The organism is Stenotrophomonas maltophilia group sp. Smal12, from assembly GCF_037079935.1.
Taxonomy (GTDB): Bacteria; Pseudomonadota; Gammaproteobacteria; order Xanthomonadales; family Xanthomonadaceae; genus Stenotrophomonas; species Stenotrophomonas sepilia.
Map to the genome: position 1 here is coordinate 87,352 of NZ_JBAWUK010000009.1, position 23,749 is coordinate 111,100.

Genomic DNA, 23,749 nt, shown 5'->3' on the forward strand with positions numbered 1-23,749 from the left:
TCGGTCGGCCACCTCGCGCCGGCCTTCGCCCACAGGAAGAGAAAAAATGGCACAAGTCATCAATACCAACGTGATGTCGCTGAACGCTCAGCGCAATCTGTCCACCAGCGGCAACAGCCTGGCGACCACGATCCAGCGCCTGTCCTCGGGCCTGCGCATCAACAGCGCCAAGGACGACGCCGCCGGCCTGGCGATCTCCGAGCGTTTCAGCACCCAGATCCGCGGTCTGGACGTTGCCGTGCGCAACGCCAACGACGGCATCTCGCTGGCCCAGACCGCCGAAGGCGCGATGGTTGAAATCGGCAACAACCTGCAGCGCATCCGTGAACTGTCGGTGCAGTCGGCCAATGCCACCAACTCCGACAGCGACCGCGAAGCACTGAACGGCGAAGTCAAGCAGCTGACCTCGGAAATCGACCGCGTTGCCCGCCAGACCAACTTCAACGGCACCAGCCTGCTGGACGGCACGTTCTCCGGCGCGCAGTTCCAGATCGGCGCGGATGCGGGCCAGACCATTGGCATCAACTCGATCGTCAATGCCCGCACCAGCTCGCTGGGTTCGGGTCTGTTCGCCGCAACCCAGACGAGCACTGCCGCAGTGGTGGCTGATGCTGCGGAGTCGGACGGCAAGATCACCGGCATGGAGATCAATGGCGTCGCCATCGCTGATGTGAGCTTCAAGGCCGGCGCAACAGCCAGCGACATCAACAACGGCATCGTCAACGCGATCAATGACAAGATGGACCAGACCGGCGTCTACGCCAAGCTGGACAAGGACGGCAATCTGGAGCTCACCTCGCTGAAGTCGGGCAAGGATTTCACCTTCACCGCCGGCACTGCCGACGGCGGCGGCACTCCGGACGCTGACCCCGCCAATCCGCCGGCCGATCTGGCCATTGACTTCGCTGGTATCGGCGGCACTGCCACCGCGGTTGTCGCTTCGGAGAAGAAGACCGTCGCCGACCTGGACATCACCACGGTGGAAGGCGCCCAGCGCGCTCTGTCCATCGTTGACGACGCATTGACTTCGGTGAACTCCTCGCGTGCCGACATGGGTGCGATCCAGAACCGCTTCACCTCCACCATCGCCAGCCTGAACACCACCTCGGAAAACCTGTCGGCCTCGCGTAGCCGTATCCGCGACACCGACTACGCCAAGGAAACCGCTGAACTGACCCGCACGCAGATCCTGCAGCAGGCCGGTACCGCGATGCTGGCCCAGGCCAACCAGTCGCCGTCCAGCGTGATGAGCCTGCTGCAGGGCTGATCCCCCGCACCGGTTCATGCAACACCACGGAAAGGCCGCCTTCGGGCGGCCTTTCTGCGTGTGGGCGAGAGCGGAATCACGCCCCCGTTGACATTGGCGAAAAAACTTTTCGCGCAGTCCCTAAAGGTCTGGCGCGGGGTGTCGTTATTGGTATCAACGGGGCACAACACCCCAGCGGTCCTCCCCCGGGGACCTCCCCTTTCCAGCACCAGATACAACTCTCGGAGAACGGCAATGGCACAAGTCATCAACACCAACGTGATGTCCCTGAACGCACAGCGCAACCTGTCGACCAGCGGCTCCAGCCTCGCCACCACCATCCAGCGCCTGTCCTCGGGCCTGCGCATCAACAGCGCCAAGGACGACGCCGCCGGCCTGGCGATCTCCGAGCGTTTCAGCACGCAGATCCGCGGCCTGGACGTTGCCGTGCGCAACGCCAACGACGGCATCTCGCTGGCCCAGACCGCCGAAGGCGCGATGGTTGAAATCGGTAATAACCTGCAGCGCATCCGCGAGCTGTCGGTGCAGTCGGCCAATGCTACCAATTCCAGCAGCGACCGCGAGGCACTGGATGCCGAAGTCAAGCAGCTGACCTCGGAAATCGACCGCGTTGCCCGCCAGACCAACTTCAACGGCACCAACCTGCTGGACGGCACGTTCTCCGGCGCCCTGTTCCAGGTGGGTGCTGATTCGGGCCAGACGATCGGCATCAGCAGCGTTGTAAACGCCCGCACCAGCTCGTTGGGTTCGGGTCTGTTCGCTGCAACGCAGACGAGCGATGCCGCAGTGGTGGCTGATGCTGCGGAGTCGGACGGCAAGATCACCGGCATGGAGATCAATGGCGTCGCCATCGCTGACGTGAGCTTCAAGGCCGGCGCAACGGCCAGCGACATCAACAACGGCATCGTCAACGCGATCAATGACAAGATGGACCAGACCGGCGTCTACGCCAAGCTGGACAAGGACGGCAATCTGGAGCTCACCTCGCTGAAATCCGGCAAGGATTTCACCTTCACCGCCGGCACTGCCGACGGCGGCGGCACTCCGGACGCCGACCCCGCCAATCCGCCGGCCGATCTGGCCGTTGACTTCACCGGCATCGGCGGCACTGCCACCGCGGTTGTCGCTTCGGAGAAGAAGACCGTCGCCGACCTGGACATCACCACGGTGGAAGGCGCCCAGCGCGCTCTGTCCATCGTTGACGATGCATTGACTTCGGTGAACTCCTCGCGTGCCGACATGGGTGCGATCCAGAACCGCTTCACCTCCACCATCGCCAGCCTGAACACCACCTCGGAAAATCTGTCGGCCTCGCGCAGCCGTATCCGCGACACCGACTACGCCAAGGAAACCGCTGAACTGACCCGCACGCAGATCCTGCAGCAGGCCGGTACCGCGATGCTGGCCCAGGCCAACCAGTCGCCGTCCAGCGTGATGAGCCTGCTGCAGGGCTGATCCCTGCCCCGTTTCAGGCAACACAGAAAGGCCGCCTTCGGGCGGCCTTTCTGCGTCTGCAGCTCCGGGCTCTGGCAGTAACGCGAGCGCATGAACACGACCTGCAGAACACCGCAAATCCCCGCTAAAGACAGTTGACATGTCGCCGTTATTGATATCAGCCGAGGCATTAAAACTGCAACGGCCCCTCCTACGGGAGGCCTCTCAACCGTCGGCGACATCATCGCCACCAGGAGCAAGAAAATGGCACAAGTCATCAATACCAACGTGATGTCGCTGAACGCCCAGCGCAACCTGTCCACCAGCGGTTCCAGCCTGGCCACCACCATCCAGCGCCTGTCCTCAGGCCTGCGCATCAACAGCGCCAAGGACGACGCCGCCGGCCTGGCGATCTCCGAGCGTTTCAGCACCCAGATCCGCGGTCTGGACGTTGCCGTGCGCAACGCCAACGACGGCATCTCGCTGGCCCAGACCGCCGAAGGCGCGATGGTTGAAATCGGCAATAACCTGCAGCGCATCCGCGAGCTGTCGGTGCAGTCGGCCAACGCTACCAATTCCAGCAGCGACCGCGAGGCACTGGATGCCGAAGTCAAGCAGCTGACCTCGGAAATCGACCGCGTTGCCCGCCAGACCAACTTCAACGGCACCAGCCTGCTGGACGGCACGTTCTCCGGCGCCCTGTTCCAGGTTGGCGCGGATGCAGGCCAGACCATTGGCATCAACTCGATCGTCAATGCCCGCACCAGCTCGCTGGGTTCGGGTCTGTTCGCCGCAACGCAGACGAGCACTGCCGCAGTGGTGGCTGATGCTGCGGAGTCGGACGGCAAGATCACCGGCATGGAGATCAATGGCGTCGCCATCGCTGATGTGAGCTTCAAGGCCGGCGCAACAGCCAGCGACATCAACAACGGCATCGTCAACGCGATCAATGACAAGATGGACCAGACCGGCGTCTACGCCAAGCTGGACAAGGACGGCAATCTGGAGCTCACCTCGCTGAAGTCGGGCAAGGATTTCACCTTCACCGCCGGCACTGCCGACGGCGGCGGCACTCCGGACGCTGACCCCGCCAATCCGCCGGCCGATCTGGCCATTGACTTCGCTGGTATCGGCGGCACTGCCACCGCGGTTGTCGCTTCGGAGAAGAAGACCGTCGCCGACCTGGACATCACCACGGTGGAAGGCGCCCAGCGCGCTCTGTCCATCGTTGACGATGCATTGACTTCGGTGAACTCCTCGCGTGCCGACATGGGTGCGATCCAGAACCGCTTCACCTCCACCATCGCCAGCCTGAACACCACCTCGGAAAACCTGTCGGCCTCGCGCAGCCGTATCCGCGACACCGACTACGCCAAGGAAACCGCTGAACTGACCCGCACGCAGATCCTGCAGCAGGCCGGTACCGCGATGCTGGCCCAGGCCAACCAGTCGCCGTCCAGCGTGATGAGCCTGCTGCAGGGCTGATCCCCCGCACCGGTTCAGGCAGTACAGAAAGGCCGCCTTCGGGCGGCCTTTCTGCGTCTGTGACCGCGGCCGGCGTCCAGCGCCCCCCCCGGCTGGCACAGGCCTTGCAGCGGCGCATGCATCGGCGCACGCATGTGCGCTCAAGCTTCCATTCCGGCGGCCGATAGCCATTGCAACGGCAGTGGCTTCGCCCGCCCACAGCACAAGGACTTCTCATGGCCATCGGCACCATCGGTACCGGTCTCGACATCCCCACCCTGGTTGCGCAGCTGGTTGCCAAGGAGCGCGAGCCGCAGGAAAACCAGATCAACGCGCTGGGCACGGCGGCGACCTCGAAGCTGTCGGCCATCAGCACCATCAAGAGTGGCCTGTCCAATCTGCAGACCGCGCTGGCCGCTTTGGTCAAGAGTGCCGACAACCCCGGCTACAAGACCACCCTGGGCACCGATGTCACCTTCACCGCCGCCGTCGATACCGGCGACAACGCCACCAGCCCGGTGGCCGGCACCCACCAGGTGCAGGTGCAGCAGCTGGCACAGAACCAGAAGCTCAGCTCCAAGGCATTCGACAAGGATGCGGCGATCGGCGGCGGTAAATTGACGATCGGCTACGGCGACACCAGCCTGGACGTGGACATTGCCGCCGACAGCAAGCTGGCCGACGTGGCCAAGGCGATCAACAAGGCCTCCGGCGGCAAGGGCGTGGTCGCCTCGGTGGTGACCGCCGACGATGGCCAGCACCTGGTACTGACCGCGGTGGATTCCGGCGAAGCCGGCGCGATCACGGTCACCCCGTCCGGCGGCAACGGCACCCTGGATGACCTGGCTTACGACGGCACCGCCTCCTCGAAGATGGAAGTGATGGTGGAAGCCAAGGACGCGATCGTGATCGTGGACGGCTTCACCCGTACCTCCAGCTCCAACACCATTTCCGACCTGGTGCCGGGCGTCACGCTCACGCTGACCAAGGCCAACCCGGACGTGAAGCAGACCCTGACCGTCGGCCGCGACAACAGCGCGCTGAAGGCCAACCTGACCGCCTTCGTGACTGCCTACAACGCGATCAACACGCAGCTGAAGTCCGCCACCGCCTACAACAGCACGACCAATACGGCCTCGGCACTGACTGGCGATGCCATGGTGCGTGGCCTGCAGCAGCAGCTACGCGGGCAGCTGAGCCCCAACGTGAATGAACTGAAGGCGCTGGGCATCACCCTGGCCACCGACGGCACCTTGACGCTGGACAGCACCAAACTGGACGCGGCCATCGCCAAGGACCCCGAATCGGTCGCCAACATGTTCGGCGCCGACGGCAAGGTCGGCAAGTCGATGACCGACATGCTGAAGAGCAACCTGGACGCCACCACCGGCACCATCACCCAGCGCACCAACACGCTGAACAAGCAGATCAAGGATCTGGAAAAGCGCCTGGACGATCTGGATGCGCGCATGGAACAGGTGTCCACCCGCTACACCAAGCAGTTCACCTCGATGGAGTCGCTGGTCAGCCAGATGCAGACCACCAGCGACTACCTGACCCAGCAGCTGGCCAAGAAGACCAGCAGCTGAACCCGCACGGCGGCGCTCAAGTTTGGCGCCGCCGGCGCCGATACAAACAGCAACACAATGCAGGGCCCGTGGCGGGCCCTGATGCCACCGACAGGCCATGCGCCGGGTGGCCAACCAGGAGACTCATTCAATGTACGGTTCCAGCCGTCAGTACGCAGAGCAGTACCGCAAGGTCGGGGTGAACACCGCCGTGTCCGACGCCGACCCGCACAAGTTGGTTGCACTGCTGCTGACCGGAGCGTGCGAACGCATCCGCCTGGCCGAAGCCTGCATCGAGCGCAACGACCAGGCGCGCAAGGGCAAGGCCATCGGCGAGGCCTGCGCCATCGTCGGCCACCTCAATGGTTCGCTGGACCATGAGGCCGGCGGCGAGATCGCCGGCAATCTGTCGGCGCTGTACGACTACGTGCAGCAGCGCCTGACCGAAGCCAACCTGCACAACGATGTGGTGGCCCTGCAGGAAGCCCTGCAGCTGCTGACCGAGATCGACGCGGCCTGGAATGCGATTCCGCAGGACCAGCGCCAGCGCGCCGCCGGGGCTCCTGCCTGATGGACGCCGTGCTTGCCCCGCTGCACGCCGAACTGGACGCCCTAGACGCTGCGCTGACCACCGTTTCGGGCGAAGACTGCGCCGCGCTGCTGGGCCAGTACGATGCCAACCTGCGCAAGGCCATGGACGTGCACGGTGCGATCCTGGGCGCCGATGCGCTGCAGGGCCTGCTGCAGCACCAGCACGACCTGAGCGCGCGCATGCGCCTGCTGCGCGATGAAGCGGCCAGCCACCTGCAGCAGGGCCGCACCTCCCTTCGCGCAGCCCATGCATACCTGCAGGCAGAATCGCTGGCATGACCCTGCTGCCGACCACCTCGCTGCACCACCCGGCCGAAAGCGAGCTGTTCGACGAAACGCTCAGCTGCGAACTGGCCCTGCCTGCCGAGTACCAGGCCGGCAGCGCGCTGGGCCGTACCGGCAATGCCGAAGCCCTGCTGCGCAGCCTGGCCCTGGTGGAAGACAGCAGAGTTGACGAGCACGAGGAGCGCAGCGAAGCCACCCTGCAGCTGCAGCGCCTGGAAGCCAAGCTGGACCTGACCATGGTGCTGCTGGGCCGGCTGGTGCGCCAGCAGGGCCACGACCTGCCCCTGCGCCCGGTACGCTGGTCGCGCCGCGGCATCCGCCTGCAGCTGGGCCCGCGCAGCGGCGCCAGCCCGGGCCAGGCCGGCGTCGTCCGCCTGCAGCCCAGCGACTGGCTGCCCGACCATATCGACCTGCCGGTGGAAGTGGTGGCCGAAGCCGCCGACGGCAGCGGCGGCCACTTCCTGTGGCTGCGCTTCAGTCATCTGGGCGATGGCCTGGAAATGGCCATGGAACGCCACCTTTTCCGTCTACACCGTCGACAGGTTGCCGAAGCGCGCCGGGCGCGCTGAACGCCGTCACCGTAGTGCGTGGCCGACGGGCCTTGGCGGGCCCGTTCAGCTAAGTTAAGGTGGACTCCCCTCACGGACCTGCTGCGTGCCTGTGCGAGTTCTCATCGTCGACGATCACACTCTGGTTCGCGCCGGCCTGGCGCGGCTGTTGCAGGGGTTTGCCGACGTGCAGCTGGTGGCCGAAGCGAGCAACGCCGAACAGGCGCTGCAACTGGCCCTGCAGCATGCACCTGACGTGGTGCTGATGGATCTTTCCCTGCCCGGCCGCACCGGCCTGGAAGCGCTGAGCGACATCCGCCTGCGCGCACCCGGCACCCGGGTGGTGATGATGACCATGCATGACGACGCCGCCCATGTGCGCGATGCACTGGACCGCGGCGCCGTGGGTTTCGTGGTGAAGGATGCCGCGCCGCAGGAACTGGAACTGGCCCTGCGTGCCGCCCATGCCGGCCAGGTGTTCCTGAGCCCGCAGATCTCGGCCAAGATGCTGGCGCCCATGCTGGGCCGCGAAAAGCCCACCGGCATTGCCGCGCTGTCGCCGCGCCAGCGCGAGATCCTGCGGCAGATCGGCAAGGGCGAAAGCAACAAGGAAATCGCCGCCGACCTGGGCATCAGCGTGAAGACGGTGGAGACCCATCGCGCGCGCATGATGGAATCGCTGGGCTGCCGCCGCGCCAACGATCTGCTGCTGCTGGCCGCCCGCCACCAGCACGAGTTGGAATGATCGTCCGCCGGAAACCCCGCGCATTGCGCGTTGGTCGACCAACGGTCGACCCTACCGACCCGGGCCCTGCATCGGCGACGACTTCCCGTCACCCCGACAGACCCTGACAGGTTTCCGTACAGCCCGACCCACCTTTGCCCGGCTTTGCTCACCAGCAATCAACGATTTAGCCGCGGCCATCGTCAACTTCCCGCGCTTTCGTAGGGATTTCCCCTACAGCGTGTCGGGAACTCAACCAAGCGCCTCAGGAACCCCCCGATTCCGGACCTGCCGGATCAAAAGCAAGATGCGTTCCACAAGGCGCCGGGGAGCGGCGCCGGGGAACCACGATGAAGGCTGCACTCTCGACCCAGCTGGGCCAACAACTTCACCTCACCCCGCAGCTGCTGCAGTCGATACGGCTGTTGCAGCTTGATGGCCTGCACCTGGAACAGGAAATCCAGCGCCTGCTGGACTCCAACCCGCTGCTGGAGATCGAAGAGGCCGAAGCGCCTGCCGCTGATGCCACCGAGGTCAGCGCCACCACGCTGGACACCGCTGCGTTCGACGAGCTGCCGGAGTCTTCGATGTGGGACGTGGCCGGCGCCAGCTGGCAGGACGGCGACGACGACCGCATGGCGCGCATTGCCGCCGGTGAGTCGACCGACCCTCAGCTGCGCGTGCTGCAGCGCCTGGCGCTGGACATGGACGACAGCGAACTGGCGGTGGCCGCGTTCTGGCTCGACCACTGCGACGAGGCCGGCTACCTGCAGGCGCCACTGGCGCAGCTGCAGCTGCTGGCCAGCGCCCAGTTCGACATCGCCGCCGAAGGCGTCGAGGCCATCCGCCAGCAGCTGCTGCACGGTGAACCGGCTGGCATGGCTGCGCAGGACCTGCGCGAAGGCCTACAGGCACAACTGCGCAGCCTGCACGGCGTGGTCCCCGCGCGTCACCTGGCCGCCCGCATCCTCGATGGCGCGCTCGAGGCACTGGCCGCGCACGACTACCCCGCCCTCGCCCGCCAGCACGACGCCGAGATCGACGACGTGCGCGAGGCGGTGCGCCTGATCCTCTCGCTGCAGCCGCGCCCCGGCGACAGCCTGCTGCCCGAACGCAATGCGGTGGTGGTACCGGACGTGGTCGCCTGGCATGCCGATGGGCAGTGGAAGGTGGCACTGAACCCGGCCACCAGCCGCCGCGTCTCGATCAACAGCCAGTACGAACAGGCGCTGGCCGAAACCAGCGAAGCCGCGCCGGCACTGCGCGAGATGCTGCAGGAGGCGCGCTGGTTCAGCCGCGGCCTGTCGATGCGCTACGACACCCTGCTGCGCACCGCGCGTGTGATCGTCGAGCGCCAGGCCGCCTTCCTGGTGCGTGGCGAAGAGGCGATGGCGCCGCTGACCCTGAAGGAAGTGGCCGAGGAAATCGGCATGCACGAGTCCACCGTCTCGCGCATCACCACCGGCAAGTTCCTGCAGACCCCGCGCGGCACCTTCGAACTGAAGCACTTCTTCGCCGTGCGCCTGGAAGGCGCCAGCGTCTCCGGCCAGGCGGTGAAAGCCATGGTCCGCCGCCTGATCGACGCCGAACCCGCCGGCCGTCCGCTGGCCGACGAGGCCATTGCCGGCCTGCTGTCACGCCAGGGGGTGAACATTGCCCGCCGAACCGTCGCAAAATACCGAGAACAACTGGATATCGCCCCGGCCCGCGAACGGCGCCGGCTCAGCGCCAGGCAACCGCAGCTGGCCCGGGTGGGCTGAAAAGGATGTTGGACATGAACAAGCTCACGGTCCTGCTGGTCGATGACCACGAGGGCTTCATCAACGCGGCGATGCGGCATTTCCGCAAGATCGACTGGCTGCAGATCGTCGGCAGTGCCGGCAACGGCCTGGAAGCGATCGAGCGCTCGGAAACGCTGCGCCCGCAGGTGGTGCTGATGGACCTGGCCATGCCGGAGATGGGCGGCCTGCAGGCCACCCGCCTGATCAAGTCGCAGGACGATGCACCGTACATCGTGATCGCCAGCCACTTCGACGACGCCGAGCACCGCGAACACGCGCTGCGTGCCGGTGCCGACAACTTTGTCAGCAAGCTGTCCTACATCCAGGAAGTCATGCCGATCCTGGAAGGCCTCAGGGAGGAACAGTCGTGAGTGAATCGCGCATCCTGGTGCTGGACAACGACGCCGTGCGCGCAGAGCGCACCGTTGCCCTGCTGGAATTCATGGACTTCAATCCGCGCTGGGTCTCCGACGCGGCCGACTTCGACCTGGGCCGGCAGCGCCAGAACGACTGGATGGCGGTGATCGTCGGCAGCCTGGACGACAGCCCCGCCAGCACCGCGCTGTACAACTGGCTGGGCGGCAGCAGCCTGCCGCCTCCGGTGCTGCTGGCCGATGGTGATGCCGCAATGTTTGCCCAGCAGCACGGGCTGCATGAAGCGAATATCTGGCCGCTGGAAACGCCGCTGCGCCACGCGCAGATGGAAGCCCTGCTGCGCCGCGCCAGCCTCAAGCGCCTGGATGCCGAGCATCAGGCCGGCGCCGCCCAGGACCAGGGACCCACCGGCAACGGCCCGGCAGTGAGCGCCCTGCGCACCATGATCGAGCAGGTGGCCGCATTCGATACCACCGTGCTGGTGCTGGGTGAATCCGGTACCGGCAAGGAAGTGGTGTCGCGCGCCATCCACCAGCGTTCGCCGCGCCGTGACGGACCGTTCGTGGCGATCAACTGCGGCGCCATTCCGGCCGACCTGCTGGAAAGCGAACTGTTCGGCCATGAGAAGGGCGCCTTCACCGGCGCGCTCACCGCGCGCAAGGGCCGTTTCGAAATGGCCGAGGGCGGCACCCTGCTGCTCGACGAAATCGGCGACATGAGCCTGCCGATGCAGGTGAAGCTGCTGCGCGTGCTGCAGGAGCGCAGTTTCGAGCGCGTGGGTGGCAACCAGACCATCCGCTGCAACGTGCGCGTGGTGGCCGCGACCCATCGCGACCTGGAGACCCGCATCGCTGAGGGCAAGTTCCGCGAGGATCTGTTCTACCGCCTCAACGTGTTCCCGATTGAAGTACCCGCGCTGCGCGAGCGTCGCGAAGACCTGCCGGCCCTGGTGGAAACCATCGCCGCGCAGCTGGCCCGCACTGGCCGTGGCGAAGTGCGCTTCACCCCGGAAGCCCTGCAGGCGCTGGCCGGCTACGAATGGCCGGGCAACGTGCGCGAGCTGACCAACCTGGTCGAGCGCCTGGCGGTGCTGCATCCGGGTGGCTCGGTGCGCGTGCAGGACCTGCCGGCCCGTTACCGTGGCGATGCGGCACTGGCCGCCGCCACGCCGGCACCGGCACAGCCGGCCGCCAGCGAAGAACGCCTGGACCTGCGCAGTTTCTCCTTCCACACCCCGGGCAGCGGCAACCAGCCGGCACTGGAGCACGGCATTGCCGTCAATCGCCCGGCGGCACCGGCAGCGCTGCCCGACGAAGGCATGGACCTGCGCAACCACATGGCCAACATCGAACTTGGCCTGATCAACGAAGCACTGGAACGCACCCAGGGCGTGGTCGCCCACGCCGCCCAGCTGCTCGGCCTGCGCCGCACCACCCTGGTGGAAAAGCTGCGCAAGTACGGCATCGAACGCGAGCAGGCCGAACTGGCCGGCTGAACCGCGCCACCAGCATGAAGGGGGCACGAACGCCTGGGCTCGCCCGGGCGTTGGTGCTTCTGGCGCCTGGGCTCACATCCCTTTGCTGCGGAACGCGATCTGAGCCCATTGCTTTTGCATGTTTTCCTAGAGACAACACGGCCGCAGTGCGGAGCATGGCAAGGACACACCCATGGAGGTTCCACCATGCATCGCCTTGCCCTGCTCGCCAGCCTGCTCTACCCGGCCCTGGTCACTGCCGCCAACTGCACCCTGCCCGCAACGCTGGACCAGCGCCAGTTCACCAACCTCAGCGACCCGCTGTACGCGCCGGACAACCCCAACGCCGGACGCATGGTGCAGCTCAGCTTTGCCGGCAGCCAGTACGTGCTGGACATCCTCGGCACTGACTTGCGCATCGGCGGCAGCTACCGCTACCAGCGCCTGGCCCCGCATATCGCGGAAATCCAGATGACCGAGGCCCACCCGGCCGGTCCCGCCCACTACACCCTGCTGCTGACCTGCCTGAGCGACCGCCAGGGCCGCTTCATCTACACCCAGCACGACGGCCCCATCGCCCCGCGCCAGCGCCAGAATTCCGGCCGCTGGACCCTGCAGCCGTAGGCCAGAAAACCGACGCCGGATAAATGGCGCCTTCAATGGGGTCAGAGCCCGTTGCGTCGCAACGGGATCTGACCCCGTGCCGACCCACGGTCGGCACCCACCATCAGTAGCAGGTTTCAACAGATCGCGGCCACCTGTCGCCGGACCCAGCCCGCCACGCCACGGATAGCCCGATTTTGACGTTGACGTTGACGTTGATTCGGCGGGTGCAGGGCGCAGCCCTGCCAGCACACACACACCAGACCCTCACGTCACTGAATCGAAAACCGGTTTCGGCACGGCACTTGCACCTGCTCCAGCAGACAACCCCATCCCTGTTTCTGGAACCGTTGCAGATGTCCCACTCCGTCACTTCGATCCTTTCGCAGATCCGCTCCTATCAGACCCAGATGGGGCAGCCGGCGCTCAACCCGCTGGGCGAAACGCCGCGCAGCAACGCCCTGCCGGGCACGGTGCTGGACGCGCCGCAGGCCCAGCCGGCCAGCTTCACCGAAACCCTGCGTGGTGCGATTGCCGGCGTCAACGATGCGCAGCAGAAGTCCGGCGCCCTCGCCAAGGCCTTTGAAATGGGCGACCCCAGCGCCGACCTGGCCAAGGTGATGGTCGCCTCGCAGCAGTCCCAGATCGCCTTCCGCGCCACCGTGGAAGTCCGCAACCGTCTCGTCCAGGCCTACCAGGACGTGATGAACATGCCGCTGTAAGGAATAGAGACGCATGGCACTGACGCTCTCCAAGGACAGCCTGAACGCCGAGAAGGCCGGGCAATGGTTCGACCGCCTGCAGAGTCTGCAGATCACCCGTCGGCTGGGCCTGATGGCGATGATCGCGGTGGCGGTGGCGGCAGGCCTGTCCGTGTTCTTCTGGTCACAGAAGCCGGGCATGGTCCCGCTGTACACCGGCCTGGACCAGAAGGCGACCGCTGAGGCGACCGACCTGCTGCGCGCCGCGCAGATTCCGTTCGCGCTCGATCCGGCCACCGGTGGCATCACCGTGCCGGAAAAGAACCTGCACGACGCCCGCCTGAAGCTGGCCGGCTCCGGCCTGACCGACAGTGGCAAGCTCGGCTTCGAGCTGATGGAACGCGACCCGGGCTTCGGCGTCAGCCAGTTCGTGGAAAGCGCGCGCTACCAGCACGCGCTGGAAACCGAGCTGTCGCGCACCATCAACACGCTGCGCCCGGTACGTGATTCACGCGTGCATCTGGCCATTCCCAAGCCCAGCGCCTTCACCCGCCAGCGTGACGTGGCCAGCGCCTCGGTCACCCTGGAACTGCGGGGCGGCCAGCAGCTGGAACGCAGCCAGGTGGACGCCATCGTGCACATGGTCGCGGCCAGCATTCCGGACCTGGCGCCGGAACGGGTGACCGTGGTCGACCAGAGCGGGCGCATGCTCAGCATCACCGACCCGAACAGCGAGGCGGCGGTCAACGCCGCGCAGTTCGAGCAGGTGCGCCGCCAGGAAACCTCGTTCAACCAGCGCATCCGCGAGCTGCTGGAGCCGATGACCGGCCCCGGCCGGGTCAATCCGGAAGTGAGCGTGGACATGGACTTCTCGGTGACCGAGGAAGCCCGTGAGCTCTACAACGGTGAACCGCAGAAGCTGCGCAGCGAGCAGATGAGCGAGAACACCACCAGCACGCCGGGTCCGCAGGGCGTGCCGGGTGCCACCAGCAACAGTCCGCCGGGCCAGCAGGCCGCGCCGGCCACCGCGCAGGCCCCGACCGAAAGCAGCAAGAACGCCACCCGCAACTACGAGCTGGACCGCACCCTGCAGCACACCCGCCAGCCGGCCGGCCGCATCAAGCGCGTGTCGGTGGCGGTACTGGTGGACAACGTGCCGCGCGCCGGTGCCAACGGCAAGGTCAGCCCGCAACCGCTGTCGGCCGCGGAACTGACCCGCGTCGAGGCGCTGGTGAAGCAGGCCGTCGGCTTCAACGCCGAGCGTGGCGACACCGTGTCGGTGATGAATGCCCCGTTCGTGCGTGACACCACGCCGGTCGAAGGCCCGGCCTGGTGGGAACTGCCATGGGTGCACGATGCCGGCCGCATGCTCCTCGGCGCGGTGGTGGTGCTGGCGTTGTTGTTCGGCGTACTGCGCCCGGCGCTGCGCGCGATCACCGGCCAGAACAGGAAGGACGACCCGCAGGCACTGGAGCCGCACACCGCGGACGTGCAGCTGGTGGATGACGATGGCATGCCGCTGCCGGCGCTGGGCACCGACCGGGCAAGCCTGGGCGGACCGGATGCGCTCGCACTGCCGGTGGATTCATATGAGGAACGACTGCGGATGGCGCGTGAAGCCGTGAAGACCGACTCCAAGCGCGTGGCCCAGGTGGTCAAGGGCTGGGTGGCCAATGACTGAGGCACAACTGACCGGTGTACAGCGCGCGGCCGTGCTGCTGCTTTCGCTGGGTGAGCTGGATGCGGCCGAAGTGCTGCGCCACATGGAACCCAAGGAGGTGCAGAAGATCGGCATCGCCATGGCCACCATGACCGACATCACCCGCGAGCAGGTGGAACGGGTGATGGACCAGTTCGGCCAGGAACTGGGCTCGAAGACCTCGCTGGGCGTCGGCTCTGACGACTACATCCGCAACATGCTGGTGCAGGCGCTGGGCAGCGAGAAGGCCGGCAACCTGATCGACCGCATCCTGCTCGGCCGCAACACCACCGGCCTGGACGCGCTGAAGTGGATGGACCCGCGTGCGGTGGCCGACCTGGTGCGCAACGAGCACCCGCAGATCATCGCCATCGTGATGGCGCACCTGGAAACCGACCAGGCCGCCGACGCGCTGAAGCTGCTGCCGGACCGTACCCGCGTGGATGTGCTGCTGCGCATCGCCACCCTCGACGGTATTCCGCCGAACGCGCTCAATGAACTCAACGAGATCATGGAGCGCCAGTTCGCCGGCAACCAGAACCTGAAGTCGTCCAACATCGGCGGCGTGCAGTGCGCAGCCAACATCCTGAACTTCATGGACAGTGGCCAGGACCAGGCGATCCTGGGCGAAATCGCGCGCATCGATGCGCCGTTGAGCAACCGCATCCAGGACCTGATGTTCGTGTTCGACGACCTGGTCGACCTGGACGACCGCGAGATGCAGCTGGTGCTGCGCGAGGTGAGCGGCGAGCGCCTGGGCCTGGCCCTGCGCGGTGCCGACATCAAGGTGCGCGACAAGATCACCCGCAACATGTCGCAGCGCGCAGCCGAAATCCTGCTCGAAGACATGGAGGCCCGCGGTCCGGTGCGCCTGTCCGACGTGGAAGGCGCGCAGCGCGAGATCCTGGCCATCGTCAAGCGCATGGCCGATGAAGGCACCGTCACCATCGGTGGCAGCGCGGAGGCCATGCTATGAGCAACGTCGTGCGCTGGCTTGCCCCGGACCTGCTGGCCCAGCCCGAACCGGTGCTGGAGCAGGAGGATGCGTTCGCACTCACCGAGCCGGATCCGGAGCACGAACCGGAGCCGCCGCTGCAGCTGCCGACCCTTGAAGAGATCCAGGCGATCCAGGACAGCGCCGAGAAGGAAGGGTTCGAACAGGGCCATGCCGACGGCTACGGCCAGGGCCAGGCCGAAGTACGTCGCCTCGCCGCGCAGATCGAAGGGATCCTGGACAACTTCAGCCGGCCGCTGGTGCGGCTGGAGAACGAAGTGGTCGGTGCGCTCGGCGAACTGGCGGTGCGCATTGCCGGCGCACTGGTCGGCCGCGCCTACGAAGCCGAGCCGGCACTGCTGGCGCAGCTGGTCGGCGAAGCGATCGACGCCGTGGGCGGCAGCACCCGCGAGGTGGAAGTGCGGCTGCATCCGGATGACATCGCTGCCCTCGCCCCGCTGTTGAATCTTTCGCCGACGCAGCGCCTGGTACCGGATACCAGCCTCAGCCGTGGCGACCTGCGCGTGCACGCCGAAGCCGTGCGCATCGACGGCACCCTGGAAGCCCGCCTGCGCGGTGCGCTGGATGCGGTGATCCGCCAGACCGGAGCCACGGCATGAGTGCCGGACCACAAACCACTCCGCCGCCGGCCGACTGGGCCGTGGCCCGCAACCTGCGCCTGGCGCGGCGCCTGGAGGGCCTGCGCGTGGACACCGCGCATGGTCGTGGCCTGATCCGCGAGGGCGTGTTGCGCCGTGCGGTCGGGCTGACCCTTGAAGCGGTCGGCTGCGAAGCGCCGCTGGGTGCCAGCTGCAAGGTGGAAGTGGTCGATGGTGGCTGGGTCGACGCCGAAGTGGTCGGCTTTGCCGGCGAGCGCACCTACCTGATGCCCAGCGCCGAACTGCATGGCCTGCTGCCCAACGCCCGGGTGGTGCCATCGGCGCGCCGGGGCGGCGTGGAAGTGGGCGAAGGCCTGCTCGGCCGCGTCATCGACAGCGACGGCGTGCCGCTGGATGGCAAGGGCCCGGTCCGCGCCGAAGGCCATGTTGGCATGGCCGGCGTGTCGATCAATCCGCTGGCGCGTGAACCGATCACCCAGCCGCTGGACGTGGGCGTGCGCGCGATCAACGCGCTGCTGCCGATCGGCCGCGGCCAGCGCGTCGGCCTGTTCGCCGGCTCCGGCGTCGGCAAGTCGACGCTGCTGGGCATGATGACCCGCTACACCGCCGCCGACGTGATCGTGGTCGGCCTGATCGGTGAACGTGGCCGCGAAGTGCGCGATTTCGTCGAGACCACGCTGGGCGAGGAAGGCCTGCGCCGCGCCGTGGTGGTCGCCAGCCCTGCCGACCGGCCGCCGCTGGCGCGACTGCATGGTGCCTACCGCGCCACCGCCATTGCCGAGTGGTTCCGCGACCAGGGCCTGAACGTGCTGTTGCTGATGGACTCGCTGACCCGCTTCGCCCAGGCGCAGCGCGAGATCGGGCTGTCGGTCGGCGAACCGCCGACCACCCGCGGCTATCCGCCGTCGGTGTTTGCCAAGCTGCCGGCACTGGTCGAACGCGCCGGCAATGGCGCCAAGGGCCGTGGCTCGATCACCGCGTTCTACACGGTGCTGACCGAAGGCGATGATCCGCAGGATCCGATCGCCGATGCCGCGCGCGCGATCCTCGATGGCCACATCCTGCTCTCGCGCCGCGTGGCCGACAGCGGCTTGTACCCGGCCATCGACGTCGAGTCGTCGGTCAGCCGCGTGGTCACGGAAATCGCCGACGAACCGTGGCGCCTGCGCATCCGCAAGTTGAAGCGACTGGTCTCGGCCTACTCGGCCAACCGGGACCTGATCGCGATCGGTGCCTACCAGCGCGGCAACGACGCGGCCACCGACGAAGCCCTGGAACGCTGGCCGGAAATCATGGAGTTCCTCGGCCAGGACGTTGCCAAGGCCGCAGATCTCCCGCACAGCCAGGCGGCGCTGCAGCGCCTGGTGGAACAAGAGAGTTAAGCCATGAACCAGTCCAAGCGCATCGATCCCCTGCTCAAGCGGGCCCAGGAACATGAGGACGCGGTCGCCCGCGACCTGGCCGAACGCCAGCGCGTGCTCGACACCCATCTGTCGCGACTGGACGAACTGCGCCGCTATGCCGAGGAGTACGCCAACGCACAGATGGCGGCGACCAGCCCGGCACAGTTGCTCAACCGCCGCGCCTTCCTCGATCGACTGGACAGCGCGGTCGAGCAGCAGCAGGCCACGGTCAATGGCAACCGCGAGAAAGTGGAGGCCGAGCGCGCGCGCCTGATCCTGGCCAGCCGTGACAAGGCGGTGCTGGAGCAGCTGGCCGCCAGCTACCGGGCGCAGGAAAAGGTGGTGACCGACCGCCGCGACCAGCGCGAGATGGACGACATTGGCGCACGGCGTGCACGCCTGGTGCAGGCCGAAGACCAGGACGGCGCCGAGCAGGGAGGCCGCTCGTGATGCCCGCCCCGCTCGCCAGCAGCGCCAACACGGCCACGCCCGCCACCAGCAACAGTGCCGCACGCGCCTCGCGCAGCGAAGGCGGAAAGGACTTCAGCCAGCTGCTGCAGGGCGGCGCACCGTCTGCACCCACGCAAGCCGGCAGCGCCACGACACCGATGTCATCCACGCCGAGCCCGCCATCGACCGCCGACAGCAATGGCCAGGCACCGGATGAACGCAATGCGGGCGCCGAAGCGGCAACCGCTGAAACGCCGTCGCTGCCACCCGTTGCCGCGACCCCGGCTGGACCCAGCACCGAAAAGGACAGGCCCACCGCGTCCGAAGACGCCCCGTGGCCACCGCCCGGCCTGGCCGGCCTGGTGCTGGCGATGCCGATGCCTGCCGATTCCGCTGCTGCTCTGCCAACCACCGCTGCACCGGCGGTGGCCAGCGACGGTAGCGCGCTGCCTGCTGCTGCCCCCGCCACGAACGCGACACTGCCTGCAGCCGCGCCGGCAGCGGCAACCGCAGCCCCAGTGGCGGCCGACGGCAAACCGGCGGCGACCAGCCCGGAGGATGCCACCGCGCTGCCACTGCCGGAGATGATCCTGCCCGGCAAGCGCGCCGAGCGTGGCGAAGGCAGCGACGTGGCTGCACTTGGCGACCGCACCAGCGTACCCCTGCTGCACGCACCGCCAGCGGCCGCCGTACAGGACCTCAAGGCGGCGCTCGCCACCGGCAACGCGATCTTCAATGGCGAACCGACGCCGAAGCCCGTGCTCGGTGACGATGGCTTCGACCAGGCCATCGGCGCACGGCTGGGCTGGCTGGCCGACCAGAAGATCGGTCACGCCCACATCCGCCTGAGCCCGGACGACCTGGGCCCGGTCGACGTGCGCCTGCAGTTGAACGGCGACAAGGTGCATGCCAGCTTCAGCAGCCCGCACGTGGACGTTCGGCAAGCGCTGGAAAGCAGCCTGCCGCGCCTGCGCGAGCTGCTGGGCGAACAGGGCTTCCAGCTGGCCCACGCCGATGTCGGCCACCAGTCACCGGGCGGTGGCGGCAATGCGCCGGGCCAGCCCGGTGGCAGCGGCATCATCGGCGACGGAGAACCGACGCCGGGCGACGCCAGCGTGTCGTCGGCGCAGTTGATCCGCCAGCGCGGACTGCTGGACGCCTACGCCTGACAGGCGTGCCGACCAAGGTCGGCACCTACCGACACAGGTATCCGACGGAATTCCGTCGCATCCCGCTGCCCGGCCTTCGGCACGCCCCTTGCATATCCCGGTGAAGCAACCCTCAGGAGCTTCACCCGTGGCCGCAGCCGCCGACAAAACCAAGAAGACCGCAGAGAAGGACAAGGCCGCCAAGCCGCGTAGTCCGATCCTGATCACCGCGCTGGTGGCCGTATTGGCCGCCGCTGCTGCCGGTGGCGGCGTGTGGTTCTTCACCCAGTCCAAGCACGAAGAGAAGACCGCACAGGCGCCGAAGAAGAGCGCGACCCCAGCCCCGGCACAGTACTTCGCGCTGGAGCCGGCCTTCGTGGTCAACCTCAATGGCCCGGTCGACGGCCCGCGCTACCTGCAGCTGGAGGTCCAGCTGATGACCCGCGACCCGGCCGCGCTGGAAGCGATCAAGACCCACGCCCCGGCCATCCGTGCGCGCCTGCTGATGCTGTTCTCGCAGGTCAGCCCGGACCAGATCGCCGATGTCGGCGGCAAGCAGAAGCTGCAGGCCGCCTCATTGGCCGAGGTGCAGAAGGTGCTCAAGGCCGAGACCGGCAGCAACGGCGCCGACGATCTGCTGTTCACCAGCTTCGTGACCCAGTAAGGGCCCACCGATGAATGATCTGCTGTCCCAGGACGAGATCGATGCCCTGCTCCACGGCGTGGACAGTGGCGCGGTCGAGACCGATGCGGAACCCCCGTCAGGCGAAGCGCGCTCGTACGACTTCGCCAGCCAGGACCGCATCATCCGTGGTCGCATGCCGACCCTGGAAATGGTCCATGAGCGCTTCGCGCGCCTGTGGCGGATCGGCCTGTTCAATCTGATCCGCCGCTCGGCCGAACTGTCGGTGCGCGGCATCGAGCTGATCAAGTTCAACGACTACATGCACTCGCTGTATGTACCGACCAACCTGAACCTGATCCGCTTCAAGCCGCTGCGCGGCACCGGCCTGATCGTGTTCGAGCCGACCCTGGTGTTCGCCATCGTCGACAATTTCTTCGGTGGCGACGGGCGCTACCCCACCCGCATCGAGGGCCGCGAGTTCACAGCTACTGAAATGCGGGTGATCCACCTGCTGCTGAAGCAGACCTTCGCCGATCTGCGCGAAGCGTGGGCACCGGTGATGGATGTCGACTTCGAGTACATCAACTCGGAGATCAACCCGCATTTCGCCAACATCGTGACCCCGCGCGAGTACGTGGTCGTGTGCCGCCTGCACGTCGAGCTCGACGGTGGCGGCGGCGACATCCACGTCACCCTGCCCTACTCGATGCTGGAACCGATCCGCGAACTGCTCGACGCCGGCATCCAGAGCGACCGCAACGACCGCGACGAGAGCTGGGGCAAGACCCTGCGTGAGCAGCTCAACGTCGCCGAAGTCACCCTGTCCAGCGTACTGGCCAGCAAGCGCATGACCCTGCGCGACCTGACCCAGTTGAAGGTCGGCGACATCCTGCCGATCGAGCTGAGCCCGCAGGTGCCGCTGTGCGTGGAGAACATCCCCGTGTTCACCGGCGAGTTCGGCATCGCCAACGGCATGAACGCCGTGAAGATCACCGCTACCCATCCGCCGGGCACCCGCCCGCGCGTACCCGTCATCCAGGAAGACCCGCAATGAACGATATCGACGCCCTCGAACCGACCCCGGCCCAGTTCAGCAGCCTGCAGGCCGATGAGGCGAATGGTCCGGACCTGAACCTGGACGTGATCCTCGATGTGCCGGTGACCCTGTCGCTGGAAGTCGGTCGTGCCCGCCTGCCGATCCGCAACCTGCTGCAGCTCAACCAGGGGTCGGTGGTGGAACTGGAGCGCGGTGCTGGCGAGTCGCTGGACGTGTTCGTCAACGGCACCCTGATCGCCCACGGCGAAGTAGTAGTGATCAATGACCGCTTCGGCGTGCGCCTGACCGACGTGGTCAGCCCCAGCGAGCGTATCCGGAGACTGCGTTGAGCCTGCTGGCCTCCACCCTGCTGGCGGTCGGCAAGACCGCCGCGCCGATCGGTCCGCAGGTCGGCCAGCATGCGGCCGCCGCACCCAGCCTGTTCGGTGCGGTGCTGGCGCTGCTGGCGGTACTGGCACTGGTGATCGGCCTGGGCTGGCTGCTCAAGCGCATGCCTGGCAGCGGCTTCCGCCCGGCCGAAGGCATGAAGGTGGTGGCCAGCCTGAGTGTCGGTGCCAAGGAACGCGTGGTGGTGGTGGAGGTCAACGGCCAGCAGCTGCTGCTGGGCGTCACCGCCGGCGGCATCAACACCCTGCACACCCTGCCCGAACCGCTGCCGCCACCGGCGCCGGTGCGCGTGCCGGACTTCAAGAATCTTCCGAATTTCGCCCAGCTGCTGCAGCAGCGGCTGCGCAAGGATCCCTGACATGCGTGTCCCCCGTACCCGTCCCGCCACCCTGATGCCGTGGCTGCTGTTGCTTGCCCTGTGCCTGTTGCCGGCACTGGCGTTCGCCGCGCCCGGCGCTCCGGCCACCCCGCTGCCGGACGTCAACGTCGGCAAGATCGGCGGCCAGCCGGTCAGCCTGCCGCTGCAGACCCTGCTGCTGATGACCGCGATCACCCTGATCCCGTCGATGCTGCTGGTGCTGACCTCGTTCACCCGCATCATCATCGTGCTGGGCCTGCTGCGCCAGGCGCTGGGCACCGGCCAGACGCCGTCCAACCAGGTGCTGCTGGGTCTGGCCCTGTTCCTCACCGCAATGGTGATGATGCCGACCTGGGACAAGGCGTGGAGCGCGGGCATGGCGCCCTACCTCAACGGCGACATCGACTTCCAGACCGCATGGACGCTGACCACGCAGCCACTGCGCGGCTTCATGCTGGCGCAGATCCGCGAGACCGACCTGATGACCTTTGCCGGCATCGCCGGGCATGGCACCTACGCCAGCCCCGACGCGATCCCGTTCCCGGTGCTGGTCGCTTCGTTCGTCACCAGTGAACTGAAGACCGCCTTCGAGATCGGATTCCTGATCTTCATCCCGTTCGTGATCATCGACCTGGTCGTTGCCAGCGTGCTGATGTCGATGGGCATGATGATGCTGTCGCCGATGCTGGTCTCGGCGCCCTTCAAGATCCTGCTGTTCGTGCTGGTCGATGGCTGGGTGCTGACCGTGGGTACGTTGGCGGCGAGCTTCAATCCGGCCTGATATCCCCCGTAACGCGCAGTCGAGCAGGGCTCGACTCTACATGAGCAGATGGAACCCGAATGTCTCCCGAACTTGCCCTGACTGAACTGCGTGGCGGCCTGATCACCGTATTGTGGGTGGCCGGCCCGCTGCTGCTCACCGTACTGGTGGTGGGCGTGGTGGTTGGTGTCGTGCAGGCCGCGACCCAGCTCAACGAACCGACCATCGCCTTCGTCGCCAAGGCGGCAGCGCTGACCGCAGTGCTGTTCGCGCTGGGCAGCCTGCTGATCGGCCACCTGGTTGAATTCACCACGCTGCTGTTCCAGCGCATCCCACACCTGATCGGCTAGGGCACGCGCTTCGATGGACGCCGCGACACAGATGGCGGCCGACGGCCTGCAGGCCTTCGGCATGATCGGCACGGTGCTGTGGACCATGCTGCGCATCGGCGCAGTGGCCATGGCCATGCCCATGGTCGGCACGCGTGCGGTGCCATCGCGGGTGCGCGTGGTGCTGGCCGGCACCCTGGCCATCGCACTGGCCCCGCTGCTCCCCCCGGTACCGGACTGGACCGGCTTCGACGCGGCTACGGTGCTGACCATTGCCCGTGAACTGGCCATTGGCGTATCCATCGGCTTCATGCTGCGGTTGGTGTTCGAAGCCGGCGCGATGGCCGGCGAACTGATCGCGCAGGGCACCGGCCTGGCCTTCGCGCAGATGAGCGATCCGCTGCGCGGTGGTACCTCCGGCGTGATCGGACAGTGGTTCTACCTGCTGTTCGGGCTGCTGTTCTTCACCGCCAACGGCCACCTGGCTTTGATCTCGCTGCTGGTGGACAGCTATCGCGCGCTGCCGATTGGCGCCCCGCTGCCGGATCCCCATGCCTTCTTCAGCATCGCCCCGACCTTCCTGCTGACCGTGCTGCGCGGCGCGCTGAGCCTGGCCATCCCGCTGACCGTGGCGATGTTGGCGGTGAATCTGGCCTTCGGTGTCCTGGCGCGTGCCGCGCCTGCGCTGAACCCGATCCAGCTGGGCCTGCCGGTTTCGCTGCTGCTGGGCCTGTTCCTCCTGGCGCTGCTGGCCGGGGAAATGGGGCCGCCGGTACAGCGCCTGTTCGACGCCGCCTTCCAGGCCGCGGACGCGGTCACACGCTGACCCGGTCGTCACGTTCTACTGCTTGCCATGCATTTGTTTCTGTAGAGCCGAGCCCCTGGTGGGGTTGCTTCGGGAGGCCTGGCAGCCGCGCCAGGGGTCGGGTCTTCAGGGGGGGCATTTTACCGCTTGCCGCGTGTACTACCCCCCGGTCAGCGCGGTACAGTGAAATCGCCGCAAACGGGGGGTTGGCGCACCGGGGCCACGCCCCGTAGCGTTTGCCTGCGGCAAGTATGGCCGACCGTGGTTTTCGTCGACACGGACGTCCGGGCGTCTTAAGA

General features: G+C 67.0%; 26 protein-coding genes. All 26 read left to right on the forward strand.

Annotated elements, in window-relative coordinates; genetic code table 11:
* The first annotated feature begins 46 nt into the window (after positions 1 to 46).
* Positions 47 to 1,267 (forward strand): flagellin, encoded by a 1,221-nt coding sequence (locus tag WDC87_RS06035; protein ID WP_087786535.1) that lies wholly within the window; start codon positions 47 to 49, stop codon positions 1,265 to 1,267.
* A 234-nt stretch (positions 1,268 to 1,501) separates the two neighbouring features.
* Complete coding sequence (locus WDC87_RS06040) at positions 1,502 to 2,722, forward strand: flagellin (protein ID WP_099562400.1); 1,221 nt, start codon at positions 1,502 to 1,504, stop codon at positions 2,720 to 2,722.
* Positions 2,723 to 2,965: 243 nt separating this feature from the next.
* The gene (locus WDC87_RS06045; RefSeq protein ID WP_100437622.1) at positions 2,966 to 4,186 is read left to right on the forward strand and encodes a flagellin; all 1,221 of its coding nucleotides are present in this window, start codon (positions 2,966 to 2,968) and stop codon (positions 4,184 to 4,186) included.
* A 215-nt stretch (positions 4,187 to 4,401) separates the two neighbouring features.
* Positions 4,402 to 5,754: a flagellar filament capping protein FliD gene (gene fliD, locus WDC87_RS06050; protein WP_049460612.1), complete on the forward strand. Its 1,353-nt coding sequence runs from the start codon at positions 4,402 to 4,404 to the stop codon at positions 5,752 to 5,754.
* Between the two features lie 130 nt (positions 5,755 to 5,884).
* Positions 5,885 to 6,304: a flagellar export chaperone FliS gene (fliS, locus tag WDC87_RS06055; protein ID WP_049460610.1), complete on the forward strand. Its 420-nt coding sequence runs from the start codon at positions 5,885 to 5,887 to the stop codon at positions 6,302 to 6,304.
* On the forward strand, positions 6,304 to 6,603 hold the full coding sequence (locus WDC87_RS06060) for a hypothetical protein (protein WP_049461874.1): 300 nt from the start codon (positions 6,304 to 6,306) through the stop codon (positions 6,601 to 6,603). The genes fliS and WDC87_RS06060 overlap by 1 nt, the downstream gene beginning before the upstream one ends.
* Positions 6,600 to 7,178, forward strand: a complete 579-nt coding sequence (locus WDC87_RS06065) for a PilZ domain-containing protein (protein WP_049460606.1) — start codon at positions 6,600 to 6,602, stop codon at positions 7,176 to 7,178. Before WDC87_RS06060 ends, WDC87_RS06065 begins: the two co-directional genes overlap by 4 nt.
* A 91-nt stretch (positions 7,179 to 7,269) precedes the next feature.
* Complete coding sequence (locus tag WDC87_RS06070) at positions 7,270 to 7,902, forward strand: response regulator transcription factor (protein WP_049460605.1); 633 nt, start codon at positions 7,270 to 7,272, stop codon at positions 7,900 to 7,902.
* Between the two features lie 329 nt (positions 7,903 to 8,231).
* On the forward strand, positions 8,232 to 9,641 hold the full coding sequence (gene rpoN / locus WDC87_RS06075) for an RNA polymerase factor sigma-54 (protein WP_075076489.1): 1,410 nt from the start codon (positions 8,232 to 8,234) through the stop codon (positions 9,639 to 9,641).
* Between the two features lie 14 nt (positions 9,642 to 9,655).
* On the forward strand, positions 9,656 to 10,033 hold the full coding sequence (locus WDC87_RS06080) for a response regulator transcription factor (protein ID WP_005409556.1): 378 nt from the start codon (positions 9,656 to 9,658) through the stop codon (positions 10,031 to 10,033).
* A complete protein-coding gene (locus WDC87_RS06085) occupies positions 10,030 to 11,532 on the forward strand; it encodes a sigma-54 dependent transcriptional regulator (RefSeq protein ID WP_111007703.1) in 1,503 nt (500 codons plus the stop codon). Before WDC87_RS06080 ends, WDC87_RS06085 begins: the two co-directional genes overlap by 4 nt.
* Positions 11,533 to 11,718: 186 nt before the next feature.
* Entirely contained in the window at positions 11,719 to 12,135 is a 417-nt protein-coding gene (locus WDC87_RS06090) for a hypothetical protein (RefSeq protein WP_111007704.1), read from the forward strand.
* Positions 12,136 to 12,470: 335 nt separating this feature from the next.
* Complete coding sequence (gene fliE / locus WDC87_RS06095; RefSeq protein WP_005409552.1) at positions 12,471 to 12,836, forward strand: flagellar hook-basal body complex protein FliE; 366 nt, start codon at positions 12,471 to 12,473, stop codon at positions 12,834 to 12,836.
* Between the two features lie 13 nt (positions 12,837 to 12,849).
* The gene (fliF, locus tag WDC87_RS06100) at positions 12,850 to 14,496 is read left to right on the forward strand and encodes a flagellar basal-body MS-ring/collar protein FliF (RefSeq protein ID WP_061478713.1); all 1,647 of its coding nucleotides are present in this window, start codon (positions 12,850 to 12,852) and stop codon (positions 14,494 to 14,496) included.
* A 7-nt stretch (positions 14,497 to 14,503) separates the two neighbouring features.
* Entirely contained in the window at positions 14,504 to 15,490 is a 987-nt protein-coding gene (fliG, locus tag WDC87_RS06105; protein WP_024958226.1) for a flagellar motor switch protein FliG, read from the forward strand.
* Positions 15,487 to 16,128 carry a FliH/SctL family protein gene (locus WDC87_RS06110; protein ID WP_061478714.1) on the forward strand — a complete coding sequence of 214 codons (642 nt, stop codon included), beginning with the start codon at positions 15,487 to 15,489 and terminating at the stop codon, positions 16,126 to 16,128. Before fliG ends, WDC87_RS06110 begins: the two co-directional genes overlap by 4 nt.
* On the forward strand, positions 16,125 to 17,510 hold the full coding sequence (locus tag WDC87_RS06115) for a FliI/YscN family ATPase (protein ID WP_252745355.1): 1,386 nt from the start codon (positions 16,125 to 16,127) through the stop codon (positions 17,508 to 17,510). The genes WDC87_RS06110 and WDC87_RS06115 overlap by 4 nt, the downstream gene beginning before the upstream one ends.
* A 3-nt stretch (positions 17,511 to 17,513) precedes the next feature.
* On the forward strand, positions 17,514 to 17,981 hold the full coding sequence (gene fliJ / locus WDC87_RS06120; RefSeq protein WP_005416437.1) for a flagellar export protein FliJ: 468 nt from the start codon (positions 17,514 to 17,516) through the stop codon (positions 17,979 to 17,981).
* The gene (locus WDC87_RS06125; RefSeq protein WP_336331289.1) at positions 17,981 to 19,150 is read left to right on the forward strand and encodes a flagellar hook-length control protein FliK; all 1,170 of its coding nucleotides are present in this window, start codon (positions 17,981 to 17,983) and stop codon (positions 19,148 to 19,150) included. Before fliJ ends, WDC87_RS06125 begins: the two co-directional genes overlap by 1 nt.
* Before the next feature lie 127 nt (positions 19,151 to 19,277).
* Positions 19,278 to 19,793: a flagellar basal body-associated FliL family protein gene (locus WDC87_RS06130; protein ID WP_134972673.1), complete on the forward strand. Its 516-nt coding sequence runs from the start codon at positions 19,278 to 19,280 to the stop codon at positions 19,791 to 19,793.
* Positions 19,794 to 19,803: 10 nt separating this feature from the next.
* On the forward strand, positions 19,804 to 20,808 hold the full coding sequence (fliM, locus tag WDC87_RS06135) for a flagellar motor switch protein FliM (RefSeq protein ID WP_005416434.1): 1,005 nt from the start codon (positions 19,804 to 19,806) through the stop codon (positions 20,806 to 20,808).
* Positions 20,805 to 21,140: a flagellar motor switch protein FliN gene (gene fliN / locus WDC87_RS06140; protein WP_005409543.1), complete on the forward strand. Its 336-nt coding sequence runs from the start codon at positions 20,805 to 20,807 to the stop codon at positions 21,138 to 21,140. Before fliM ends, fliN begins: the two co-directional genes overlap by 4 nt.
* Positions 21,137 to 21,556, forward strand: a complete 420-nt coding sequence (gene fliO, locus WDC87_RS06145; protein WP_252745175.1) for a flagellar biosynthetic protein FliO — start codon at positions 21,137 to 21,139, stop codon at positions 21,554 to 21,556. Before fliN ends, fliO begins: the two co-directional genes overlap by 4 nt.
* Before the next feature lies 1 nt (position 21,557).
* Positions 21,558 to 22,337: a flagellar type III secretion system pore protein FliP gene (gene fliP, locus WDC87_RS06150; RefSeq protein ID WP_180870867.1), complete on the forward strand. Its 780-nt coding sequence runs from the start codon at positions 21,558 to 21,560 to the stop codon at positions 22,335 to 22,337.
* A 59-nt stretch (positions 22,338 to 22,396) separates the two neighbouring features.
* Entirely contained in the window at positions 22,397 to 22,666 is a 270-nt protein-coding gene (locus WDC87_RS06155) for a flagellar biosynthetic protein FliQ (RefSeq protein WP_005413254.1), read from the forward strand.
* Positions 22,667 to 22,679: 13 nt separating this feature from the next.
* On the forward strand, positions 22,680 to 23,471 hold the full coding sequence (gene fliR, locus WDC87_RS06160; RefSeq protein ID WP_049412889.1) for a flagellar biosynthetic protein FliR: 792 nt from the start codon (positions 22,680 to 22,682) through the stop codon (positions 23,469 to 23,471).
* The last annotated feature ends 278 nt before the right edge of the window (positions 23,472 to 23,749 follow it).

What these genes read in the sequence shown, in the direction of transcription:
- fliR (WP_049412889.1), top strand. Translation starts at nt 22,680, where the DNA reads ATGGACGCCGCGACACAGATGGCGGCCGACGGCCTGCAGGCCTTCGGC.
- fliE (WP_005409552.1), top strand. Translation starts at nt 12,471, where the DNA reads ATGTCCCACTCCGTCACTTCGATCCTTTCGCAGATCCGCTCCTATCAG.
- fliN (WP_005409543.1), top strand. Translation starts at nt 20,805, where the DNA reads ATGAACGATATCGACGCCCTCGAACCGACCCCGGCCCAGTTCAGCAGC.
- fliM (WP_005416434.1), top strand. Translation starts at nt 19,804, where the DNA reads ATGAATGATCTGCTGTCCCAGGACGAGATCGATGCCCTGCTCCACGGC.
- WDC87_RS06035 (WP_087786535.1), top strand. Translation starts at nt 47, where the DNA reads ATGGCACAAGTCATCAATACCAACGTGATGTCGCTGAACGCTCAGCGC.
- WDC87_RS06080 (WP_005409556.1), top strand. Translation starts at nt 9,656, where the DNA reads ATGAACAAGCTCACGGTCCTGCTGGTCGATGACCACGAGGGCTTCATC.
- rpoN (WP_075076489.1), top strand. Translation starts at nt 8,232, where the DNA reads ATGAAGGCTGCACTCTCGACCCAGCTGGGCCAACAACTTCACCTCACC.
- WDC87_RS06110 (WP_061478714.1), top strand. Translation starts at nt 15,487, where the DNA reads ATGAGCAACGTCGTGCGCTGGCTTGCCCCGGACCTGCTGGCCCAGCCC.
- fliF (WP_061478713.1), top strand. Translation starts at nt 12,850, where the DNA reads ATGGCACTGACGCTCTCCAAGGACAGCCTGAACGCCGAGAAGGCCGGG.
- fliJ (WP_005416437.1), top strand. Translation starts at nt 17,514, where the DNA reads ATGAACCAGTCCAAGCGCATCGATCCCCTGCTCAAGCGGGCCCAGGAA.
- WDC87_RS06115 (WP_252745355.1), top strand. Translation starts at nt 16,125, where the DNA reads ATGAGTGCCGGACCACAAACCACTCCGCCGCCGGCCGACTGGGCCGTG.
- fliS (WP_049460610.1), top strand. Translation starts at nt 5,885, where the DNA reads ATGTACGGTTCCAGCCGTCAGTACGCAGAGCAGTACCGCAAGGTCGGG.
- fliP (WP_180870867.1), top strand. Translation starts at nt 21,558, where the DNA reads ATGCGTGTCCCCCGTACCCGTCCCGCCACCCTGATGCCGTGGCTGCTG.
- WDC87_RS06060 (WP_049461874.1), top strand. Translation starts at nt 6,304, where the DNA reads ATGGACGCCGTGCTTGCCCCGCTGCACGCCGAACTGGACGCCCTAGAC.
- WDC87_RS06125 (WP_336331289.1), top strand. Translation starts at nt 17,981, where the DNA reads ATGCCCGCCCCGCTCGCCAGCAGCGCCAACACGGCCACGCCCGCCACC.
- WDC87_RS06065 (WP_049460606.1), top strand. Translation starts at nt 6,600, where the DNA reads ATGACCCTGCTGCCGACCACCTCGCTGCACCACCCGGCCGAAAGCGAG.
- fliD (WP_049460612.1), top strand. Translation starts at nt 4,402, where the DNA reads ATGGCCATCGGCACCATCGGTACCGGTCTCGACATCCCCACCCTGGTT.
- WDC87_RS06090 (WP_111007704.1), top strand. Translation starts at nt 11,719, where the DNA reads ATGCATCGCCTTGCCCTGCTCGCCAGCCTGCTCTACCCGGCCCTGGTC.
- WDC87_RS06045 (WP_100437622.1), top strand. Translation starts at nt 2,966, where the DNA reads ATGGCACAAGTCATCAATACCAACGTGATGTCGCTGAACGCCCAGCGC.
- WDC87_RS06155 (WP_005413254.1), top strand. Translation starts at nt 22,397, where the DNA reads ATGTCTCCCGAACTTGCCCTGACTGAACTGCGTGGCGGCCTGATCACC.
- WDC87_RS06040 (WP_099562400.1), top strand. Translation starts at nt 1,502, where the DNA reads ATGGCACAAGTCATCAACACCAACGTGATGTCCCTGAACGCACAGCGC.